Below are 21,338 nucleotides of genomic sequence, written 5' to 3' on the forward strand. Positions count from 1 at the left end.
GGCCGCGACCGGCCACTGCGTGGCCGCCGCTCCCTCGGGGTCGCGGGTGGGTGGCTGGGTTGGGTGGGTTGGGTGGGTTGTGGACGACGGGGACAGGCCTTGTGCGCGGTGTGGTTGTTGGCCATGTGGCGAAATGCCGCGAGCCCGTCGCCTGTGATCAGGTGACGGGCTCGTGCCTTGTGGCCGTGGGAGGGCGCTCAGGCGTCTACGGTGGCCTGGGCGTCGGAGGCGGTGGCTTCCGCGGGCTTGCGGCGGCGCCTGCGGCGGGCGGGCTTGGCTGCGTCGTCGTCGCCGTCGGCCGGGGCCGGTTCGGGGGCGTCGGTGGCTTCGCTGGTGCTCGACTCGGTGGTTGCTGCTTCGCCTGCTTCTGCCGGCTTGCGGCGGCGGCGTCTGCGGCGGGCGGGCTTGTCGCCTTCGGTCGCTTCGTCGGTGCCTTCGGCCGACTCGGTGGTCGTCGCATCGCCCTCGGTGATGGGGGTGCCGGCGCGGGTGCGGCGACGGCTGCGCGAGGACTTCGGGCGCTCGGGGCGCTCCTCGACTACGGCGTCTTCGTCACGGGTGGGGGCCGCGGGCTTGCGGATCACGCCGGTGATGCCCTCGGGGATGCCGAGGTCGCTGTAGAGGTGGGGGGAGCGGGAGTAGGTCTCGGGGGGGTCGGTCATGTTCAGGCTCAGCGCCTTGTTGATCGACTCCCAGCGGTGCAGTTCGTCCCAGTCGATGAGGGTGATCGCGACACCGGTGCGGCCGGCGCGGCCGGTGCGGCCGATCCGGTGCACGTAGGTCTTCTCGTCCTCGGGGCACTGGTAGTTGATGACGTGGGTGACGTCGTCGATGTCGATACCGCGCGCGGCCACATCGGTGGCGACGAGCACGTCGATGCCGCCCTTGCGGAACTTGGTCAGCGCCTTCTCACGGGCGATCTGACCGAGGTCACCGTGCACGGCGCCGACATTGAAACCACGCTCGGCGAGATCGTCGGCCACCTTCTGCGCGGTACGCTTGGTGCGGGTGAAAATCATTGTGGCGCCGCGGGTCTCGGCCTGCAGCACGCGCGCGACCAGCTCGGCCTTGTCCATCGCGTGCGCGCGGTAGACGAACTGCGCGGTGCGGTCGTGCACCGCGGAGTCGTTGGCCAGCTCGGCACGGATGTGCGTGGGCTTGGTCAGGAAGGTGCGGGCCAGGGTGATGATCGGGCCGGGCATGGTGGCCGAGAACAGCATCGTCTGACGCTTGTCGGGCACCATCGACAGGATGCGCTCGATATCGGGCAGGAAGCCCAGGTCGAGCATCTCGTCGGCCTCGTCGAGGACGAGCACGCCGATCTTGCCCAGGATCAGGTGGCCCTGGTTCGCCAGATCGAGCAGGCGGCCCGGAGTGCCGACGACCACGTCGACACCCTTGCGGAGGTCGGCGATCTGAGTGTCGTAAGGGCGGCCACCGTAGATGGCGGCGACCTTGAGCGAACCCTGGTGGTTGCTCAGGTACTTGCTCGCGTTCTCCAGGTCCTTGGTGACCTGGATGCACAGCTCACGCGTCGGCACGATGATCAGCGCGCGCGGGGTGCCGTCGAGCGGGGTGGTGCCGTTGTCGGCGGTGGCGATGCGGTGCAGCAGCGGCACGCCGAAACCGAAGGTCTTGCCCATGCCGGTGCGGGCCTGGCCGATGAGGTCATCGCCTGCCAGTGCCAGCGGCAGGGTGAGTTCCTGAATCGCGAAGGTGCGTTCGATCCCGATCTCGCCGAGCGCGCGCACGATTTCTTCGCGCACGCCCAATTCGGCGAAACTCGGCGGGATGTGGGTGTTGTCCAGTTCGGCCGTCAGGAGCGTTTCGGCCAAGCCGGGTTCCTGTTCGACAGTGATCTTGCTCAGTGTTCGTGCCTTCCTCGTCATTGCATCTCGCACGCACGAGGTGGGGCGGGCCGGTCGGCCCGCGACGACCACATATCCGCCTGTGATATTTCACCGGGCCGGCGCCGGATAACCATCGCCGACCAGGCATTATGCTGGCCGTCGAGACGGTGTCATCGGCGCGGCGCGACGGTGATGCGGATTCGTTGCGCGCACATTTTCTCGACATTGCTGTCTGTGGACATCGCCGCTGCTCCCCCGCGCTGTGCGCCGGTGGAGTGCCACGCCGCGGACGTATCCGGGCGTCGAAATAGCGTTGTCCAAGGAGATTGTAGCGTGATAATCTGCGTAATCCGAATTATCGCGTGGTCGAATGTCGCGCGAAATCGGGCTCGCCGCGGTATTACCTGGCCATGAGTGGTGTGTCGCAGCGCAATTCATACGCGCGGGATTTCGCGCGTGTCCGCGGATGTAATGCACCTCACTGGTACCGGCGGTACCGGGTGTGAGACATTTCTAGTCGTGAGTATCACCGACACCGTCACCACTGCCGCGCGCAACGCGTGGGCGCTGAGCTTCGGCGCAGGGATCGAGCCCGTCGACCCGACGCCCTCGACCGTGCTGTGGGACGAACCGCATCGCCTGCTGCGTCGCTACGATACCGAATTCCAGTCCGCCGCAAGCGATTCCGCGGTGCTGTTGGTGCCGCCGCTGGCCGCGCCCGCCACCTGCTTCGACCTGCGCCGCGATCAGAGCCTGGCCCGCTATCTGGTGGAGACCGGCCGCGCGCCCTACCTGGTCGACTACGGCGACATCTCCTTCGCCGACCGCCGGATGGGCTTCGAGGACTGGGTCACCGACATCCTGCCGGAGGCGATCCTGCGGGTGAGCGCCGATCGCGGCGGTGCGCCGGTCGACCTCATCGGCTGGTCGGTCGGTGGCATGTTCTCCCTGCTCACCGCCGCCGCGAACCCGGAACTGCCGATCCGTTCGGTGACCGGGGTCGGTCCGCCGCTGGACTACGACAAGATGCTCGGCATTCCGCAGTTGCGCGCCGTCGCGAGCCTCACCGGCGGCCGGGCGTCCACCGCCCTCGTCCGGGCCGCGGGCGGCATTCCCGCGCCGCTCACGAAACTGGGCTACCGCCTCGCCGCCTACGACCGTGAACTGGCGCGTCCTGGCTTCATCGCCCGCAACATCACCAACACCGAGACCCTGGCCAAGATGGAATCCATCGACCGTTTCCAGTCCGCCATGCCCGGCTACCCCGGCCGCTTCTACAACCAGCTGTGGGGCCGGATGATGCTGGCCAACGACATCGGCAACGGCAAACTCGAACTGGCCGACCGCACAATCCGCCTCGCCGACGTGCGCGTGCCGGTGCTGCTGATCGGCGGCAAGTCCGACGTGATCACCCCCAAGGCCGCCGTAGAGGCCGGTCTGCGCACCCTGTCCGGTTCGCCGTCGGTCACCTACGAGGTCGTGCCCGGCAGCCACCTCGGCATCCTCACCGGACCGGAAGCCCGCGAAACCACCTGGGCGCACCTGGACAAGTTCCTGGCCGAACGCGACTGATCATCGATCGGGACTATTCTTGACAGTCATGGGAGCCCAGACCTCAAGCGCGCCGGAATTCTTCTCCACCGAACCGCTCGCCGCGGACCACGCGGGGGTGACGGAACTGTTCGCGGTCCTCGCCTACGGTGAGCTCTCGGCGTTCTACCGGCTCGCCGAAGAGGCGAAGCAGGCGCCGTCGTTGCGCGGCCGGATCGGCGTCGCCAAGATGGCCGCCGCCGAACTCGCGCACTTCGAAACCCTGGAAGCCGCACTCACCGCACGCGGCGCCGACGCCGAGGCCGCGATGGCGCAGTACCAAGGCGCCCTTGACTCCTACCACGCCTCCACCGACCCCTCGACCTGGCTCGAGTCGATGGTCAAGTTCTACGTCGCCGACGGCCTCGCCGCCGACTTCTACACCGAGATCGCAGGCGCCCTGCCCGCCGAAGTCTCCGACGTGGTCCGCGACGTCCTCGCCGAAACCGGCCACTCCCAGTTCGTCGTCGACGAGGTCCGCAGCGCCGTAGCCGCCAGCCGCTCCGAACGCGACCGCCTCACCCTCTGGGGCCGCCGCCTCCTCGGCGAAGCCATCACCCAGGCCCAATTCGTCATGGCCCAACGCGACGAACTCGCCGAACTCGTCCTCGCCGCCACCGGCGACCTCAACGGCATCGCCACCTTGTTCGACCGCATGCAGGAACGCCACGCGGCCCGCATGGGCGTACTGGGCTTGTAAGTTACTGCCCGACAGCGCGACCCGGCACCAGGCGCAATTCTGGTGTGCGGGCGGCTGTTTCGCGAGGGAGCCAGATGACTACCTGCTGGTCCTTCTCGGCGGACAATGTCTGCACTGTGTAGGTGAGGGTGCCTCGGGTGGGGTGTTCGAAGCCGAGGAGGGTGGGGAGGTCTTCGGATAGGCGGTGGGGGTGCCAGCGGCGGGCGAATTCGGGTTCTTCGCACAGGGTGGTGATGATGCCTGCGATGCGTTCGTCGTCGGGGCGGCGTAGGCGGGTTCTGGCGAGTTGGTCGGCGAGGTAGTCGGCGAATTGGGGCCAGTCGGTGACCGTGGTGCGGGCGAGGGGGTGGCGGAAGGTCCACAGGGCCAGGTTGACCAGGTCGGGGTTGTCGAGCAGGCCTAGTGGGGTGACCAGGTCGGCCCATGCGGTGTTCCAGGCGAGCACGTTGGCGCGGGGGCCGAGGGCGAAGGCGGGGGTGGGGTCGAGGGAGTCGAGCACGCTGCGCAAGGCTGCGGGGACCTGGTCGAGAACCGGGTCGAAAGCGGTGCTCGGGCAGCGTGATTCGCTGCCGGTGGTCAAGGCCAGCCAGCCGAAATGGGCCCGCTCGGTGTCGTTGAAACGCAGTGCGGTGGCGAGCGCGTCGACCACGGCCATCGACGGATTGGTATCGCGGCCCTGCTCGATACGGGCCAGGTAGTCGGCGCTGACACCGGCCAGCACCGCGACCTCTTCCCGACGCAGGCCGGGAGTACGACGCCTGCCGCCACCGGGCAGGCCGACATCCTCGGGCCGCAACTCGGCTCGACGGGCGATGAGAAGCTCCGCGAACGCCGAACGAGCACCCGGATGATCCGCCATACCTGCGCCTACCATTCCTCGATCGTGCCTGGTCGGCGCGCCCACAGCCACGCCCTGTGGGGTCCAGGATAACCGCGGTCTGGTTAACGGACCGCAGTCCGGTCAGGGTGGAGTCATGACTTCCTCGACACAGACCCAAGCCCTGAAGGCCGGATCCTGGGCCCTCGACGCCGCCCACTCCTCGGTCGCGTTCACCATTCGCCACCTCGGCATCGCCAAGGTGCGTGGCGGCTTCACCCGCTTCGAGACCGAGTTCGTCGTCGACGAAACCGGCGCCGCCACCCTCGGCGCCACCATCGAACTCGACTCCTTCGACACCGGCAACGCCGACCGCGACGCCCACATCCGCCAGGCCGACTTCCTCGACGTCGCCAACCGCCCCACCCTGAGTTTCCGTGCGACCCAACCGGTTCGGATCGCGGAGTCCTTCACCGTCACCGGCGAGGCGACCCTCGGCACCATCACCAAGCCGCTGACCCTCGACGTCGAATGGGGCGGCATCGCTGACTTCCCCGACGGCACCCGCCACGCCGGCTTCTCCGCCACCGGCGCCATCAAGCGCACCGACTTCGGTGTCGGCGTCGCGATGCCGGGCATGCTCTCGGACACCGTCAAGATCGAACTGGAGATCGAGCTCGTCGAACCCTGACTGCTGATTTCGTACGAACATGGGTAACTCGTCGGGTACGCCCAAAGCGCGATCAGAACCGGTGCCCGCAGGCCCGATCCGGAAATGTGGACGCACCTGAGCCGTCGGCTGAAGGCGCGGAGAGGCGGGCTAGTTCGCTCACAGCGCAGGCGGCTCCGGCACCCGTGTCGGGGCCCTGCACTAACCTGGGAGACGACAACACAGGACTCTTACGTTCGGAGGTTGGCCGTGGAGGTCAAGATCGGTATTTCGGATAGCCCGCGAGAGCTCGTCATCAACAGTGCGCAGAGCCCTGACGAGATCGAGGCGCTGGTGTCCGATGCGCTGAGCGGCTCCGCAGGCGTCGTGTCGCTCACCGACGAGAAGGGTCGCAAGTTCCTCATCCAGGCCGCGAAGGTCGCCTACGTGGAAATCGGTTCGCCCGCCACCGGTCGCGTGGGTTTCGCCACCGTCTGAGCTGCGAAGACAAAGTGCCCCGTCATCTTCGAAGATGACGGGGCACTCTTCGTAGGTCAGAGATCCTGCGAGTACGCGCGCTGGGCGGCGGTCAGCGGCACGTGCTTGAGGCCGCCCCAGGCCAGCGAGACCGTGGTGTCGACCGCTTCGTCCTTGGGGACCGGGCGATCGGCTTCGAGCCAGTAGCGCGCCGAGAACTGGCTCGCGCCGACCAGGCCGACCGCCAGTATGCGGGCGCGGTACGGGTCGAGGCCCGAGTCGTGGGCGACCAGATCGAACACCGCGTCGACACAGGCCTCGGTGGCCTGTTCGACCCGGCGCTGCACCTGCGGCTCGCTGGTGAGGTCGGATTCGAAGACGAGGCGGAAGCCCTGCATCTCGTTGTCGACGAAGTCGAAGTACGCGGCGACCGCGGCCCGCACGCGCTGCTTGTTGTCGGTGGTGGAGCGCAGCGCCTGGCGCACACTCGACACCAGGATGTCGACGTAGTTCTGCAGCACCGCCAGATACAGCTCGAGCTTGCTGGCGAAGTGCTGGTACAGCACCGGCTTGCTGACTCCGGCCACCTGGGAGATCTCGTCCATGCCCGCCGCGTGATAGCCACGCTGGACGAAGACTTCGCTGGCGGCGAGCAGCAGCTGCTGGCGGCGCTCGTCACGGGGCAGGCGGGTGCCGCGCTTGGCCGGGACCGTCTCCGGCACCGATCGGCGCGAGGGCATGCGGTCCACGAGGTCAGTCATCTCGGCTCTCTATAGTCGACTTCCCCGGCCGCCAGGGTGTGCGGTCCGGATATCCCACGAACGATACTCGCACGGTGTCCGCCCTGCGCCTCGCCCTGGAAATGTAGTACCAGTCCGCGGAGTTCGCCGGGCCGTAACCGTGCGAACTCCTGCGGCCGCCCGCACGGCCGATTTGCGCACTGTGAGAATCTGATGAGGTGAACGACCGACCGGACGACCAACCCGGCGGCGGGCCCGATGTCGCTCGCTCCACGCAACCCACCGAGTCCGGTTCTGTGACGGCGGCCCCGGTTGGGCGCGAACTGCAGGTCTACGACCCGCTCGGCCTCCACCAACCCGCCGACCGATCCCGCCAGCCGTTGCGCGCCCGCTGGGACCCCACCGACCACGACAACGGCCGCCCGCGCAGCCCGCAGCGCGACGCGAAGAAGCAGAGCGCGCTCGGCCGCTTCGTCTCCGCCTACGGGTGGCGGGCCTACGCGCTGCCGGTGCTGCTCGCCATCACCGTGCTGGTGGTCGTCGACGCGGTGCGCACCGGCCCGATCGCCGCGCCCACCGATCCCGGCTTCGGCGCGCTGAGTCCGAAGGTGGCGCAGTCCGGCATCATCGGCGCACCGCCCGGCGACGGGAAGTTCCCCGCCGATCTGCCGCTGGGCGCGCTGCCCGAGGGTGGCGAGTACGTCGAGCGCGCGGCGGGCACCTGGCATGTGGTGCCCGGCACCAGCGCACAGGTCGGCGCGGGCACCGAGCGCGTGTTCCGCTACACCGTCGAGGTCGAGGACGGCATCGACACCACCCCGTTCGGTGGCGACGCCGCCGTGGCCAAGATGGTGGAGACCACCCTCGCCAATCCGAAGAGCTGGTCGCACGACCCCAAGTTCGGTTTCCAGCGCATCGACGCAGGCCCCGCCGACTTCCGCCTCTCGCTCACCTCTCGCGAAAGCACCCGCGCCGCTTGCGGATTCGAGATCCCGATCGACTCGTCGTGCTACAACGCCGACCTCGACCGGGTGGTGCTCTCGGAGGTCCGCTGGGTGCGCGGCGCCCTGGCCTTCGACGGCGACATCGGCTCTTACCGGCAGTACCTGATCAACCACGAAGTCGGCCACGCCATCGGCTACCACGGCCACCAGCCGTGCGAAAGCGAAGGCGGCCTTGCCCCGATCATGATGCAGCAGACCTTCGGCACCAAGAACAACGACATCGCCCTGCTCGACCCCCATGGCGTTGTCCCCGCCGACGGCAAGACCTGCCGCTTCAACCCCTGGCCGTACCCGCGCGGATAGTGGCCTCGTCCATGCGGGAACATGGACGGGAAGAACAGCGCGGCGGGTCTTGTTGAACTCAGCAGAACGGCCACCAGCGCCACCTCGCCAAACACAGGAGTTCTCACGTGTCTTTCACCGGGACGTTGCCGCCGCTCGTCGAGCCGGCAGCGGAACTGACCAAGGATGAAATCGCGCGCTACAGCAGGCACCTGATCATCCCCGATCTGGGCGTCGACGGTCAGAAGCGGTTGAAGAACGCCAAGGTCCTCGTGATCGGCGCGGGCGGACTCGGCTCACCCGCCCTGCTCTACCTGGCCGCCGCCGGTGTCGGCACCCTCGGCATCGTCGAGTTCGACGAGGTCGACGCCTCCAACCTGCAGCGCCAGATCATCCACGGCGAATCCGATATCGGCCGCCCCAAGGCCGACAGCGCCCGCGATTCCATTCTCGAGATCAACTCGGGAATCGACGTGCGGCTGCACAAGATTCGCCTGGAGCCCGAGAACGCGGTGGAGCTGTTCGCCGAGTACGACCTGATCGTCGACGGCACCGACAACTTCGCCACCCGCTACCTCGTCAACGACGCCGCCGTCCTCGCGGGCAAGCCCTACGTGTGGGGCTCGATCTACCGCTTCGAGGGCCAGGTCTCGGTGTTCTGGGAAGACGCACCCGACGACCGCGGCATCAACTACCGCGACCTGTACCCCGAAGCCCCGCCGGCGGGCATGGTCCCCTCCTGCGCCGAGGGCGGCGTGCTGGGCGTGCTGTGCGCCTCGATCGGTTCGGTGATGGTGACCGAGGCGATCAAGCTGATCACCGGCATCGGTGAGACGCTGCTGGGCCGTCTGATGGTCTACGACGCACTGGACATGAACTACCGCACCATCAAGCTGCGCCGCGACCCGCAGCGCGAGCCGATCACCGAACTGATCGACTACGACGCGTTCTGCGGTGTGGTGTCGGAGGAAGGCACCGCCGCCGCGGCCGGGTCGACCATCACCGCCGCCGAGCTCAAGGACCTTCTCGACGCCGACAAGATCGAACTGATCGACGTGCGCGAGCCGGTGGAGTGGGACATCGTCCGCATCGAGGGCGCGACCCTGATCCCCAAGGACCGCATCCTGTCCGGCGAGGCGCTGTCGCAGCTGCCGCAGCACAAGCCGGTGGTGCTGTACTGCAAGACCGGTATCCGTTCGGCGGAGACCCTCGCCGCGCTCAAGCGCGCCGGTTTCGCCGATGCCACGCATCTGCAGGGCGGCGTGGTGGCGTGGGCCAAGCAGGTCGATCCCTCCCTGCCGGTCTACTGATAGCTGACAGTTTGCGACCTCGCCGCAGATTGCGGTGAGGTCGCAAAGTGGAGTGTCACAGCGTGCCTTGGGTCGCCGTCGGTGATCGCGGGGTTACGGTACGGCCGTGACCTCAGTCGAACCTCCCGAGCATGTGCGAGCCACATTCGGGCTTCGCGAAGTGACGCCGGTTTCCCTAGGGGACTGGGACGGTGGCTGGCGTATGGGTGACGTGGTACTCAGCCCCGTCGCCGATCACGCGCGGGCCGCGTGGTCGGCGAAAGTACGCGAACACCTCGCCGTCGACGGACTGCGTGTGGCCCGGCCTGTGCGCGCCACCGACGGTCGTTATGTTGTCTCCGGTTGGCGCGCCGACACTTACGTCGACGGTGCCCCCGAACCCCGTCACGACGAGGTCGTTTCGGTTTCGCTGCGGCTGCACAAGGCGACAGCGGAATTGGAACGCCCGCGCTTCCTGGTCCAGCCTCCCGTCGCCCCCTGGGTCGACGTGGACGTGTTCGTTGCCGCCGACCGCGCTGCCTGGGAATCGGTCCCGCTGCGCACCCTGCGCGCGGGCGGTGTCCCCATCGCCGCCACCCCCGACGGCCAGCGCTCCCTCGAACTGATCGGCCAGCTCTCCACCCTGCGCAAACCGGTCCGCAGCCCCAACCAGCTCGTTCACGGCGACCTCTTCGGCACGGTTCTGTTCACCGGCGCCCACACCCCCGGCCTCACCGACATCACCCCTTACTGGCGTCCCGCTACGTGGGCCGCCGGGGTCGTGGTCGTCGACGCACTGGCCTGGGGCGGTGGCGACGACGGCTTACTCGACCGCTGGGCGACCCTGCCCGAATGGCCGCAAATGTTGTTGCGGGCGTTGATGTTCCGGCTCGCGGTCCATGCACTGCATCCCCGTTCCACGCCCGAAGCGTTCCCAGGACTGGCCCGCACCGCTGACATGGTCCGATTGGCTCTGTAGCGAAAACTGCTGTGACATAAGGAAAGCCACGCTCGGGAGGGGCTCCGAACGTGGCTTTCCTGCGATGGACTACTTAAACGTTGGCGTAGGCCAGCGAAGGGACCTTGTCGGTGGCGAAAGAAGTGCGCAGGTAGCACCACCAGGTGACACCCGCCATCACCAGGAACGCACCGGCGTAAGCCCAGAAGGCAGGCGCCATCGTGCCGAAGTTGATGTTGGACAAGCGAAGTGCCTGCTGGAGGATGAAGCCGCCGAAGGCGCCGACCGCGCCGATCACGCCGATCGCCGCACCGGCCTGACGGCGAGCCGAAGCCTGCGCCTCGGTGATCTCCATGCCGTGTTCGGCGGCGTACTTCTTGGCGGTGGCGCCGAAGATCGAGGGGATCATCCGGTAGGTGGAGCCGTTGCCGACACCGGTGAGCACGAACAGCAGCAGGAACGCGGCCAGGTAGAGCGGGAAGCTCTTCATCGACAGGGCGGTCATGATCAGCGCGACCGCGACGGCCATGCCGGTGAACACGATCACGGTGATGCGGGCGCCGCCGACCTTGTCGGAGATCCAGCCACCGACGGGACGGCTGAACGAGCCGACAAGCGCGCCGAGGAAGGCGAGGTTACCGACCATGCTGATCCAGCCGATCTGGGTCAGGTGCGGGAAGTTGGCCTTGATCAGGGTCGGGAAGGCGAAGGAGAAGCCGATGAACGAACCGAACGTGCCGATGTAGAGGAACGACATGATCCAGGTGTGCGGGTTGGTCAGCGCCAGCTTGTAGGACTTGCCGTCGGCCTTGGCGGAGACGATCGAGTCCATGTAGCGCAGTGCGCCGAACGCGGCGACCAGGATGAACGGCACCCAGACCAGGATGGCCAGGGTGATGCCGAACCGGTAGCCCGCGGCGTCCTTGGCGAGCAGATGCGTGCCGAGGGTGATCAGCAGCGGCGCGACCAGCTGTGTTTGCGCCACACCGAGATTGCCGCCCGCGGCGTTGATGCCGAGCGCGGCGCCCTTCTTACCCTCGGGGAAGAAGAACGAGATGTTGGCCATCGAGGACGAGAAGTTACCGCCACCGACACCGGCGAGCGCGGCCAGCAGCAGGAAGACCCACATCGGCGTGCCGGGCTGGTTGATGAAGAACGCGAGGCCGAGAGTCGGGATCAGCAGCATTCCCGCACTGAAGACGGTGAAGGCTCGACCGCCGAACTTGGGGACCGCGAAGGTGTACGGGATGCGCAGGGTGGCACCGACCAGGGTCGGGACCGAGGTCAGCAGCAGTGCGTTGGCGACGGCGGTCGGATTGCCCTTGCCGAGACCCTCGAGGAAGGTGAAGCCCGCGGCGCCCATCGCGGTGACGATGGAGCCGAACAGCACCCAGACGCTGAAGCCCAGGTTCTCGGCGAACACAGAGAACCACAGGTTCTTCTTGGCGGTCTTCTCACCACCGGATTCCCAGAACTTCGGATTGTCGGGTTCCCACTGGGTCAGCCATCGACCCTTCTTCTCATATTCGAACGACGGAGATTCCGTCGCCTGGCCGGTGGCGGCGATTGCGGTCATCGGCTTCCTCTCGATCGAGCGCTTATGCGGTGTCGAGATAAAGGTAGAAGCCGGTTGTTGCGTGACAATGGCCTCAGGTGACGATCCCGGCAACTACGGCTCACCGCGCGAATTCGCAGGTGGTGACCGCCCGGTTACGTGGAATTAGGAACCGCGGTTATGTGCAGTTCAGCGGTCCGGGTATTCGGCGATGAGGGACCCGAGGAAGCAGTTGGCAGCTTGCACGGCTCGCTCGGCGTCGCCGTCGATCACGGCCTGCACGAGTTCTTCGTGCTCGGTGTCGTAGGCGTCGTCGGATTTCGCTGTGCGCGCGTGGATCACCTGTTCGATGATCGGCAGCAGCGAATCGTAGAACTCCAGGTATACCGCGTTGTGGCTGGCGACGACGATCGCGCGGTGCAGTTCGACGTCGGCGGCGATGGCCACCGGGTCGGCTTCGGCCCAGTTCCGGTTGCTGCGTTCGGCGAGCAGGCGGCGCAGGTTGGCGATATCGGTGTCGTCGCGGCGGCGCGCGGCCAGGCCTGCGGCAGTGGTGTCGAGTGCTTGGCGCAGCTCGAGGATGTCGCGTTCGTGCGCGTCGGCGAAGTACTTGCCGAGGGTGCCGCCGACCTCGGAGGTGGCGATCACATACGTGCCGGAGCCCTGACGGCGTTCGAGCATGCCCGCGTGCACGAGCGCCTGGACGGCCTCGCGCACGGTATTTCGACCGGTCCCGGTGAGCTCGGTGAGCTCGGGTTCGGTGGGGATCCGTTGACCCACAGGCCAACGGCCGGAACGGATCTCGGCCCGAAGCTGCTCGGTTACCTGGGCGATGAGGCTGGTACGCCGGACGGGTTGCACGTCGCAAGAGTACCGCTGGTCACAAACCATTGCCCGGATCATCGGGTCATCCTATGATTTCCGAGTGCCGCCATTCCGTGAATTTCAGCCAGGCGCCGGGTCGACCGTGGTGGGCGACCGGCGGGACGTCGTCGACCCTGTCGACGCTCCGGAGATCACTCGGTGGTCTCTGATCGAAGGCCGTCTGCTGGTACTGGCGGCCATTGTCATGTCGGCGCTGACGTTGCGCGCCGCTGTCACCGCGTTCAGCCCGCTCGCCGAGAAGATCGGCGCCGAGATCGGGTACGGGACCGGGATCGTCGGGGTGTTCGGCATGCTGCCGACCGCCATGTTCGGTCTCGCCGGGCTCATCACACCGCTGATCGTGCGCCGGTTCGGCCTCGAGAAGACCGTGTTCGTGGCGATGCTGCTGGCAGGCACCGGGTCGCTGGTGCGGGTGTTCTCCACCGGGACCGGTGAGTTGCTGGCGTTCTCCGGGGTCGCCCTGCTGGGTATGGGTATCGGCAATGTGGTGATTCCGCCGCTGGTGAAGCGGTATTTCGGTGATCACCTGGCCGTGATCAGCTCGCTCTACATCGTGATGGTGCAGCTCAGCACTGTCATTCCGGCGTTCATCGCGGTGCCCGTCGCCGAGGCGCACGGCTGGCGGATCTCGATGGGTGTGTGGGCGCTGATCGGTTTCGCGGCCGCGATCCCGTGGTTCGTCGTGCTGCGCGACCGGCGTGGTCGCGACGCCGTCGACACCACCGCGCTGCCCGTTGACGCGCCCGAGACCGGCAAGGCCTGGCGTTCGCCGGTGGCGTGGGGGATGGCCGGCATGTTCGGCATGACCTCGCTGACCACCTACGCCATGTTCGCCTGGCTGCCCAAGATCCTGTCCGACGCGGGCGCGAGCGCCGGTTTCGGCGGCAGCATGGTCGGGTTGTTCGCACTGATCGGGCTGGTCGGCGCGCTCGGTGCGCCCACGGTGGTCTCGCGGATGCGTAATCCGTTCCCCGTCGTGGTCGGCTGCATGGTGTTGTTCGTGACCGCGTTCATCGGACTGCTGGTGGCGCCGATGCACCTCACCCTGCTGTGGATCGTGCTGCTGGGTCTGGGCCCGTCCACCTTCCCGATGGCGCTCACCCTGATCAACCTGCGCACTCGCACACCCCAGGGCTCGGCGGCACTGTCCGGTTTCACCCAGGGCGTCGGTTACGCGATCGCCTGCACCGGCCCGCTGCTGTTCGGCATGCTGCACACCTGGACCGGCGGCTGGCTGGCACCTTTCTGCCTCCTGTTCGTCGCCATCGCCGTACTCCTCGCGGGCGCCTGGCAAGCCTGCAAACCGCGCATGCTCGAAGACACCTGGTGATCTGACGCAATGAAATTCTCACCGTCGGCCGCCCGCCGAAGTGCGGTGCGCGTGACTCTGGCCTAAAGTCGCTGAGAGGAGGCGCAGTTCACACCCTCACTGGGGTTTCTGATGATTTCTTGCTGCTTCCTTACGCGCGGAAATCGTTGCGTCACATGCCCGAAACAAAAGGGCTGATCTCACCTCCCTGATCGGGTGCAGGTGAGAAACCGTTGATTCAAGCGACATTTCCCGCAGCATTTCGGCAATACCCATTTCCTACCGTTGGGCCATCGCACTTTTGGGAGGCCCAATCTTGAGCACGCTGAAGCGGAACCACGACATCGAGCACTGGGATGCCGAAGATGTCGCGGCCTGGGAGGCCGGCGGCAAGGACGTAGCCAAGCGCAACCTGATCTGGTCGGTGATCGCTGAGCACATCGGATTCTCGGTGTGGTCGATCTGGTCGGTGATGGTGCTGTTCATGCCCACCGACAAGTACGGCATCGACGCGGCGGGCAAGTTCTTCCTCGTCGCCATGCCCACCCTGGTCGGCGCGTTCCTTCGCATTCCCTACACCGTCGCCACCGCCCGCTTCGGCGGCCGCAACTGGACGATCTTCTCCGCGTTCCTGCTGCTCATCCCGCTGCTGCTGACGCTGTACTTCATCAACCAGCCGGGCACCTCCTACACCACCTTCATGATCGTGGCCGCCTTCGCCGGCTTCGGTGGCGGCAACTTCGCCTCCTCGATGACCAACATCAACGCCTTCTACCCGCAGCGCCTCAAGGGCTGGGCCCTTGGCATGAACGCCGGTGGCGGCAACATCGGTGTCCCGGTGATCCAGCTGCTCGGTCTGCTGGTGCTGGTCACCCTCGGTGCCGATTACGCCTCGGTGATCTGCGCGGTCTACCTGGTCCTGGTCGGTCTCACCGCCGTCGGCGCCGCCTTCTACATGGACAACCTGACCAACCAGAAGGCCGACATGTCCTACATGGTCAAGGCCTTGCGGGTGCCGCAGTCGTGGGCGATCGCGTTCCTCTACATCGGCACCTTCGGTTCGTTCATCGGCTACAGCTTCGCCTTCGCCCAGATCCTGCAGATCAGCTTCAAGGCCGGTGGCGACACCGCCACCCAGGCCGCCATCCACGCCGCGTCGATCGCCTTCATCGGCCCGCTGCTCGGTTCGCTGGCCCGCCCCTACGGCGGCAAGATGGCCGACCGGATCGGTGGCAGCAAGGTCACCATCGCCACCTTCGGCGCCATGATGGCCGCCGCGCTGATCGTGATCACCGCCTCCTCGATGGCCGACAACAACAAGGGCATCGCCACCGGTTCGACCATGACCCTGCTGGTCGCGGGCTTCATCGCCCTGTTCGTGCTGTCCGGTTTCGGCAACGGTGCCGTCACCAAGATCATCCCGTCGGTCTTCGAAGCCAAGTCGAAGAGCTTGCCCCTCTCGCGGACCGAGCAGGCGGCCTGGTCGCAGAACACCGCGGGCGCCCTGATCGGCTTCGTCGGCGCGATCGGCGCCCTCGGCGGAGTCGGCATCAACATGGTGCTGCGCAGCTCCTACGCCAGCACCGCCTCGGCCACCACCGCGTTCTGGGTGTTCCTCGCCTTCTACGTGGTCTGCGCCGCCGTTACCTGGACGGTCTTCCTGCGCCGTCCGCGCCTTTCTTCCGACTCCGATGTCGTGGTCGAGGCCGAGTCCCTGGTCCTCGAGGCCGAAGCATCCACCCCGTCGGCTCGCGGCTGACGCCCGACCACTACCAAGGAGGTCACTCTCATGAACAGCACTCGCAAAACAGTGGTCGTGGTCGGCCACGGCATGGTCGGACACCGCTTCGTCGAAGCCCTTCGCTCGCGTGACGAGGCAGGCGTGTGGCAGGTCGTCATCCTGTCGGAGGAGAAGCTGCCCGCGTACGACCGCGTCGGTCTGTCCTACTACGTCGGCAACTGGAACGCCGATGACCTGGCTCTGCCGGGCAACATGTACGACGGCGACCCCCTGGTCGACCTGCGACTGGGCCAGCGTGGCGAGTCCATCGACCTCGAGGCCAAGACCGTCACCTCCACCAGCGGCGACGTCATCGCCTACGACGCCCTGGTCATGGCGACCGGCTCTTACCCGTTCGTGCCGCCGGTCCCCGGCCACGACCTGCCCGAGTGCTTCGTCTACCGCACCATCGACGACCTCGACGGCATCCGTGCCGCCGCCGAAGCTGCCGGTCCCGGCGCGCACGGTGTGGTCGTCGGCGGCGGTCTGCTCGGCCTGGAGGCGGCCAACGCGCTGCGCCTGCTCGGCATGACTCCGCACGTCATCGAGTACAACGGGCGCCTGATGCCCGCCCAGGTCGACGCTGGTGGCGGCGCGATCCTGGAGAAGCTCGTCACCGATATCGGCCTCAACGTGCACACCGGGGTCGGCACCGCCAAGATCGTCTCGATCGAGGAAGAGGGCGCCGACAACGTCACGGTGCACCTGTCCGACGATGCCGAGATCAAGGCCTCGCTGGTCGTGTTCTCCGCCGGTGTCCGCCCGCAGGACGCCCTCGCCAAGGCCTCCGGCCTCGAGATCGGCGCCCGCGGCGGCATCCTCACCGACCTCACCCTGCAGACCTCCGACCCGAGCGTCTACGCGATCGGTGAATGCGCCGCGATCGAAGGCGTCTGCTACGGCCTGGTCGCCCCCGGTTACACCACCGCCGAGATCGTCGCCGACCGCCTGCTGGGCGGGGCGGGCGAGTTCCCCGGCGCCGATATGTCCACCAAGCTGAAGCTGATGGGCGTCGACGTGGCCTCCTTCGGTGACGCGCACGGTGTCACCGAGGGCGCCCTCGAGGTCGTGCTGCACGACGCGGCCAAGGGCACCTACGCCAAGCTGGTCGTCTCCGACGACGCCCAGACCCTGCTCGGCGGCATCCTCGTCGGCGACGCCAGCCAGTACGCGGCCCTTCGCCCGCTGGTCGGCCGTCCGCTGCCCGCCGACGCCGCCGCGCTGATCTCCCCGGCCGGCGCCGAACTGGGCGCGGACTCCCTGCCCGACGACGCCCAGATCTGCTCCTGCAACAACGTCAGCAAGGGCGCGATCTGCGGTGCGATCGCCGAGGGTGCCTGCGACATCCCGGCCGTCAAGAGCTGCACCAACGCCGGTACCTCCTGCGGTGGCTGTGTGCCGATGATCAAGAAGCTCCTCGAACAGTCGGGCGTAGCGGTCTCGAAGTCGTTGTGCGAGCACTTCTCTCAGTCGCGTGCCGAGCTCTACGACGTGGTCGCAGTCACCGGCATCCGCACCTTCTCCGAGCTCATCGCCAAGCACGGCAAGGGCTCGGGCTGCGATATCTGCAAGCCGACCGTCGCCTCCATCCTGGCCTCGACCTCGAGCGACCACATCCTCGAAGGCGAGCAGGCCGCGCTGCAGGACACCAACGACCACTTCCTGGCCAACCTGCAGAAGAACGGCACCTACTCGGTCGTCCCGCGCATGCCCGGTGGTGAGGTCACCGCCGACCAGCTCATCACGATCGGTGAGGTCGCCAAGGAGTTCGGTCTCTACGTCAAGGTCACCGGTGGTCAGCGCATCGACCTGTTCGGTGCCCGCGTGGAGCAGTTGCCGCTGATCTGGAAGCGCCTGGTCGACGTCGGCATGGAGTCCGGCCACGCCTACGGCAAGTCGCTGCGCACGGTGAAGAGCTGCGTCGGTTCCACCTGGTGCCGCTACGGCCAGCAGGACTCGGTCGGCATGGCCGTGTTGCTGGAGAAGCGCTACCGCGGCCTTCGCTCGCCGCACAAGATCAAGCTGGCCGTCTCGGGTTGCGCGCGTGAATGCGCTGAAGCCCGCGGCAAGGACGTCGGCGTGATCGCCACCGAGAACGGCTGGAACCTCTACGTCGGCGGCAACGGCGGCCTGACCCCCAAGCACGCGGTGCTGCTGGCCGGTGAGCTCGACGACGAGACCCTGATCAGCTACATCGATCGCTACCTGATGTTCTACATCCGCACCGCCGACCGCCTGCAGCGCACCGCGCCGTGGCAGGAAGCCCTCGAGGGCGGCTTCGACTACCTCAAGGCCGTCATCCTCGACGACAGCCTCGGCATCGCGGGCGACCTCGAGGCCGCCATGGCCAAGCACGTCGACGGCTACAAGGACGAGTGGGCCGCGGTCCTCGAAGACGAGAACAAGCTCTCGCGCTTCGTCTCCTTCGTCAATGCCCCTGACGAAGCCGATCCAACGATTTCGTTCGACGACAGCGGCGAACGCAAGGTACCAGTGCTTCTCGGTCTCCCCGGCATGCCCGTCGGTGTTGGGTCGGACACAGCACCGGCCGGGAAATAAGCACTTAACGCTGCGGAAACAGGGCGCCTGTACCAATAGGTAAGGCGTTCGGAGGAGGAACCGATGACCGTTATCGACACACCCACCATCACTACTGAGACCGCGACCTGGACCCAGGCCTGCCGACTCGATTTCCTGATCCCGGGCCGCGGCGTCGCAGTCCTGCTGAAGGGCGGCCGTCAGGCGGCTCTGTTCCTACTCTCCGACGGCACGCTCGCCGCCGTGGGCAATATCGATCCGTTCGGTCGGGCCGCGGTGATGTCGCGCGGCATCATCGGTGATCGTGGCGGCGTTCCCGTTGTCGCGTCGCCGCTGCTCAAGCAGGCTTTCTCGCTGATCGACGGTCGTTGTCTCGACGACGAAACCATGTCCCTGCCGGTTTACGCGGTACAACTCGACGGCGGCGTCGTCGCGGTCTCGAACGAGCCGGTGCAAAACCCATGACCTCTCCCACCGACACTGGCCCTTGCCTTGCCGGCTTCACCATCGGCGTCACCGCGGCTCGTCGCGCCGAAGAATTCAGCACACTGCTCACCCGCAAGGGCGCGACCGTGGTGTCGGCCCCTGCCATCCGCATCATTCCGCTGGCCGATGACACCGAGCTCGAACGGGTCACCGAACTGCTGATCGCCGATCCGCCGCAGATCACCGTCGCCACCACCGGCATCGGTTTCCGCGGCTGGATGGAAGCGGCCGAAGGCTGGGGGCTGGCCGAGGTCCTGCGCGACACCCTCGCCTCCACCCGGATGCTGGCCCGCGGCCCCAAGGCCAAGGGCGCCATCCGCGCCGCCGAACTGCGCGAAGAGTGGTCGCCCGCCTCGGAGTCCTCGGCCGAGGTGCTCGACCATCTGCTCGCCGAAGGCGTCGAAGGCGTCCGCATCGCGGTGCAGCTGCACGGCGCGACCACCGAATGGGAGCCGGTTCCCGACTTCTGCGAGGTGCTGCGCTGCGCGGGCGCCGATGTGGTTCCGGTGCCGGTGTACCGGTGGGAGCCGCCGTCCGATCGCGGGCCGATGGACAACATGATCGACGCGATCATCTCCGGCAGCCTGGACTGCGTCACCTTCACCAGTGCGCCCGCCGTGGCGTCATTGTTGATGCGCGCCAAGGAAACCGGGCTCCTGGAGTCGGTGCTGCACGCGTTCCGTGGCCGGGTGCTCGCCGCCTGCGTCGGCCCGATCACCGCGGCACCGCTGGAAGAGCTCGGCGTGCCGACCACGATGCCGGGCCGGGCCCGTCTGGGTGCGCTGGCTCGCCATGTGGCAGAAGAACTTCCGCGCCGCGCCAGCCGGATCTACGCGGCCGGGCATCTGGTCAGCGTGCGTGGTGGGTGTGTGGTCGTCGACGGTGAGGTGCGTCAGCTGGCGCCCGCGCCGATGGCGTTGATGCGCTCGCTGGCTCGTCAGCCCGGTCGGGTCGTTTCGCGTGAGGACCTCCTCTCCGCGCTGCCCGGTGGCGGTGACGACACCCATGCGGTGGAGACCGCGATCGCGCGACTTCGTGCTGGTCTCGGGACGCCAAAGGCGATTCAGACCGTGGTGAAGCGTGGCTACCGGCTCGCGCTGGACGCGGCCGACTGCTCCGATACGCCTGTTGCGCGTCCGGCTGTGCAGCCGCCGCATGCTGCGGGGATCGGGACGCCTGCTCGGTCGCCTCGATCTGCCGCGATGGGGGCGTGGTGAGCGTCGGCGGGCCGGGAGATCCGGCTCTGGTGCTCGTCGCGCACGGGACGCGTAGTGCGCGTGGCGTGGAAATGATTGCGGCGCTTGCTGATGCGGTGGCTGCCGAACTCGGTGTCGCGGTTTCTGCTGAGCCTTCGCTGCGGACTGCTTTTGTCGATGTGTTGGGGCCTTCGCCCTCGGAGGTGCTGCGGGATATCGACGGGCCCGCTGTTGTTGTTCCGGCGTTTCTGGCTTCGGGTTATCACGTGTATCAAGATGTTCCGCGTGAGGTTGCCGAGAGTGGGCACTGCGCTGTCGCTGTGACCGAGGCGATGGGGCCGGATCCGGCTCTGACGCGGGTGATGGTGCTGCGGTTGCGGGCCGCTGGGTGGCAGCCTGGGGACGCGGTTGTGTTCGCTGCGGCTGGGTCTTCGGATTCGCGTGCGCGGCAGGATGTTCGGCGGGCCGCGGGGATGCTGGCCGAGCAGTTGGGGGCGCCGGTTCGGATCGCGTATGTGGCTACGGGGGCGCCTCGGGTGCCGGAAGTTGTTGCTTCGCTTCGGGAGTCGGGGGCTGGGCGGGTGTTCATTGCGTCTTATCTGTTGGCGCATGGGCTTTTTCATCAGCGGTTGCATGATGCTGGGGCTGATGGGGTGGGGGAGCCGATTGGTGTGCATCCGGGGGTTGTTCGGTTGATTGTTGATCGGTATCGGTGTGCGGCTCGGGGGTTGGTGGGGCAGGCTTCTGGGGTTTGAGTGGTTGTGGGTGGGTTTGTGAGGCATCCGGGGGTTTTAGTTGTGCTGGTCGGGTTTGTCGGGCAGAGCTTTGGGGGTTTTAGCCGTGCCGGGCGGGTTTGTGCGGCAGAGCTTCGGGTTGAACATCGGCTTGTGCGGGCAATATCTATTGCGGTAGGCGTGGGCTTCCTCTTCTGTGGATCGCCACCGGCGTGGGCGTGAACGGTGGCACCTGGTTGCCGGGCGGGTTTGTCGGGCAGAGCTTTGGGGTTGTAACGCCGGGCAGGTTTGTGTGGCAGAGCTTCGGGGGTTGGTAGGTCTCGGGTTGGGTTGGTACGGCTGAGGTTCGGGGTTCAGTAGTCCCAGATAGTTTGACGCTGTGTTTATTGGAGCGCTGGCGCGCTCGAGTCGCGGCCCCAAGGGGCCGCCGGTTAGCGCTCGAGACTCGCGCCTGCGGCGCAATCGCATAGAGACCGAAACCGGGCCCCCGCCGCCTCCC

At 67.1% G+C, this 21,338-nt stretch carries 18 protein-coding genes; 13 read left to right on the forward strand and 5 right to left on the reverse strand.

Features of this window, described 5'->3' with window-relative positions:
• Positions 1-197: 197 nt before the first annotated feature.
• Positions 198-1,889 carry a DEAD/DEAH box helicase gene (locus ACFW6D_RS31115; protein WP_379334056.1) on the reverse strand — a complete coding sequence of 564 codons (1,692 nt, stop codon included), beginning with the start codon at positions 1,887-1,889 and terminating at the stop codon, positions 198-200.
• A gap of 480 nt (positions 1,890-2,369) precedes the next feature.
• Here ACFW6D_RS31115 and ACFW6D_RS31120 point away from each other — a divergent pair, with 480 nt between their 5' ends.
• Together ACFW6D_RS31120 and ACFW6D_RS31125 are read left to right on the forward strand one after the other, a co-directional pair.
• On the forward strand, positions 2,370-3,422 hold the full coding sequence (locus tag ACFW6D_RS31120; protein WP_379334058.1) for an alpha/beta fold hydrolase: 1,053 nt from the start codon (positions 2,370-2,372) through the stop codon (positions 3,420-3,422).
• A gap of 28 nt (positions 3,423-3,450) precedes the next feature.
• Positions 3,451-4,140 carry a ferritin-like fold-containing protein gene (locus ACFW6D_RS31125; protein ID WP_379231011.1) on the forward strand — a complete coding sequence of 230 codons (690 nt, stop codon included), beginning with the start codon at positions 3,451-3,453 and terminating at the stop codon, positions 4,138-4,140.
• A gap of 1 nt (position 4,141) precedes the next feature.
• Here the strand turns inward: ACFW6D_RS31125 and ACFW6D_RS31130 are convergent, their stop codons facing one another.
• The gene (locus tag ACFW6D_RS31130) at positions 4,142-5,014 is read right to left on the reverse strand and encodes a helix-turn-helix transcriptional regulator (RefSeq protein ID WP_379334060.1); all 873 of its coding nucleotides are present in this window, start codon (positions 5,012-5,014) and stop codon (positions 4,142-4,144) included.
• 100 nt (positions 5,015-5,114) lie between these two features.
• Between ACFW6D_RS31130 and ACFW6D_RS31135 the strand changes: the two genes are divergently transcribed.
• Positions 5,115-5,648, forward strand: coding sequence for a YceI family protein (locus ACFW6D_RS31135; RefSeq protein WP_379334062.1), 534 nt, complete (start codon positions 5,115-5,117; stop codon positions 5,646-5,648).
• A gap of 228 nt (positions 5,649-5,876) precedes the next feature.
• Positions 5,877-6,104, forward strand: a complete 228-nt coding sequence (locus tag ACFW6D_RS31140) for a DUF3107 domain-containing protein (RefSeq protein ID WP_266292485.1) — start codon at positions 5,877-5,879, stop codon at positions 6,102-6,104.
• A gap of 56 nt (positions 6,105-6,160) precedes the next feature.
• On the opposite strand, the gene ACFW6D_RS31145 is transcribed toward ACFW6D_RS31140, so the two are convergent.
• Entirely contained in the window at positions 6,161-6,844 is a 684-nt protein-coding gene (locus tag ACFW6D_RS31145; protein ID WP_056812916.1) for a TetR/AcrR family transcriptional regulator, read from the reverse strand.
• Between the two features lie 197 nt (positions 6,845-7,041).
• On the opposite strand from ACFW6D_RS31145, the gene ACFW6D_RS31150 reads away from it, so the two are divergent.
• The 3 genes from ACFW6D_RS31150 (at position 7,042) to ACFW6D_RS31160 (ending at position 10,377) form a co-directional block, all read left to right on the forward strand.
• On the forward strand, positions 7,042-8,130 hold the full coding sequence (locus ACFW6D_RS31150) for a DUF3152 domain-containing protein (protein ID WP_379334064.1): 1,089 nt from the start codon (positions 7,042-7,044) through the stop codon (positions 8,128-8,130).
• Positions 8,131-8,237: 107 nt separating this feature from the next.
• Entirely contained in the window at positions 8,238-9,419 is a 1,182-nt protein-coding gene (gene moeZ / locus ACFW6D_RS31155) for an adenylyltransferase/sulfurtransferase MoeZ (RefSeq protein WP_379334066.1), read from the forward strand.
• A 106-nt stretch (positions 9,420-9,525) separates the two neighbouring features.
• Positions 9,526-10,377, forward strand: coding sequence for a TIGR02569 family protein (locus ACFW6D_RS31160; protein WP_379334067.1), 852 nt, complete (start codon positions 9,526-9,528; stop codon positions 10,375-10,377).
• 73 nt (positions 10,378-10,450) lie between these two features.
• Here the strand turns inward: ACFW6D_RS31160 and ACFW6D_RS31165 are convergent, their stop codons facing one another.
• Both ACFW6D_RS31165 and ACFW6D_RS31170 read right to left on the reverse strand, forming a co-directional pair.
• Complete coding sequence (locus ACFW6D_RS31165; protein WP_379334069.1) at positions 10,451-11,932, reverse strand: MFS transporter; 1,482 nt, start codon at positions 11,930-11,932, stop codon at positions 10,451-10,453.
• A gap of 168 nt (positions 11,933-12,100) precedes the next feature.
• A complete protein-coding gene (locus ACFW6D_RS31170; protein WP_056812877.1) occupies positions 12,101-12,772 on the reverse strand; it encodes a FadR/GntR family transcriptional regulator in 672 nt (223 codons plus the stop codon).
• A 208-nt stretch (positions 12,773-12,980) separates the two neighbouring features.
• Between ACFW6D_RS31170 and ACFW6D_RS31175 the strand changes: the two genes are divergently transcribed.
• The 6 genes from ACFW6D_RS31175 to ACFW6D_RS31200 all read left to right on the forward strand — a co-directional run bounded on the left by ACFW6D_RS31175 (position 12,981) and on the right by ACFW6D_RS31200 (position 20,860).
• A complete protein-coding gene (locus tag ACFW6D_RS31175) occupies positions 12,981-14,126 on the forward strand; it encodes an MFS transporter (RefSeq protein ID WP_379334078.1) in 1,146 nt (381 codons plus the stop codon).
• 292 nt (positions 14,127-14,418) lie between these two features.
• Entirely contained in the window at positions 14,419-15,864 is a 1,446-nt protein-coding gene (locus tag ACFW6D_RS31180) for a nitrate/nitrite transporter (RefSeq protein WP_379334080.1), read from the forward strand.
• Between the two features lie 30 nt (positions 15,865-15,894).
• Positions 15,895-18,444, forward strand: a complete 2,550-nt coding sequence (gene nirB / locus ACFW6D_RS31185) for a nitrite reductase large subunit NirB (protein WP_379334071.1) — start codon at positions 15,895-15,897, stop codon at positions 18,442-18,444.
• A 63-nt stretch (positions 18,445-18,507) separates the two neighbouring features.
• A complete protein-coding gene (nirD, locus tag ACFW6D_RS31190) occupies positions 18,508-18,888 on the forward strand; it encodes a nitrite reductase small subunit NirD (protein WP_379334073.1) in 381 nt (126 codons plus the stop codon).
• Positions 18,885-20,126 carry a uroporphyrinogen-III synthase gene (locus ACFW6D_RS31195; RefSeq protein ID WP_379334075.1) on the forward strand — a complete coding sequence of 414 codons (1,242 nt, stop codon included), beginning with the start codon at positions 18,885-18,887 and terminating at the stop codon, positions 20,124-20,126. Before nirD ends, ACFW6D_RS31195 begins: the two co-directional genes overlap by 4 nt.
• Entirely contained in the window at positions 20,120-20,860 is a 741-nt protein-coding gene (locus tag ACFW6D_RS31200) for a sirohydrochlorin chelatase (protein ID WP_379334076.1), read from the forward strand. Before ACFW6D_RS31195 ends, ACFW6D_RS31200 begins: the two co-directional genes overlap by 7 nt.
• The last annotated feature ends 478 nt before the right edge of the window (positions 20,861-21,338 follow it).

The organism is Nocardia sp. NPDC058705, from assembly GCF_042749305.1.
Taxonomy (GTDB): domain Bacteria; phylum Actinomycetota; class Actinomycetes; order Mycobacteriales; family Mycobacteriaceae; genus Nocardia.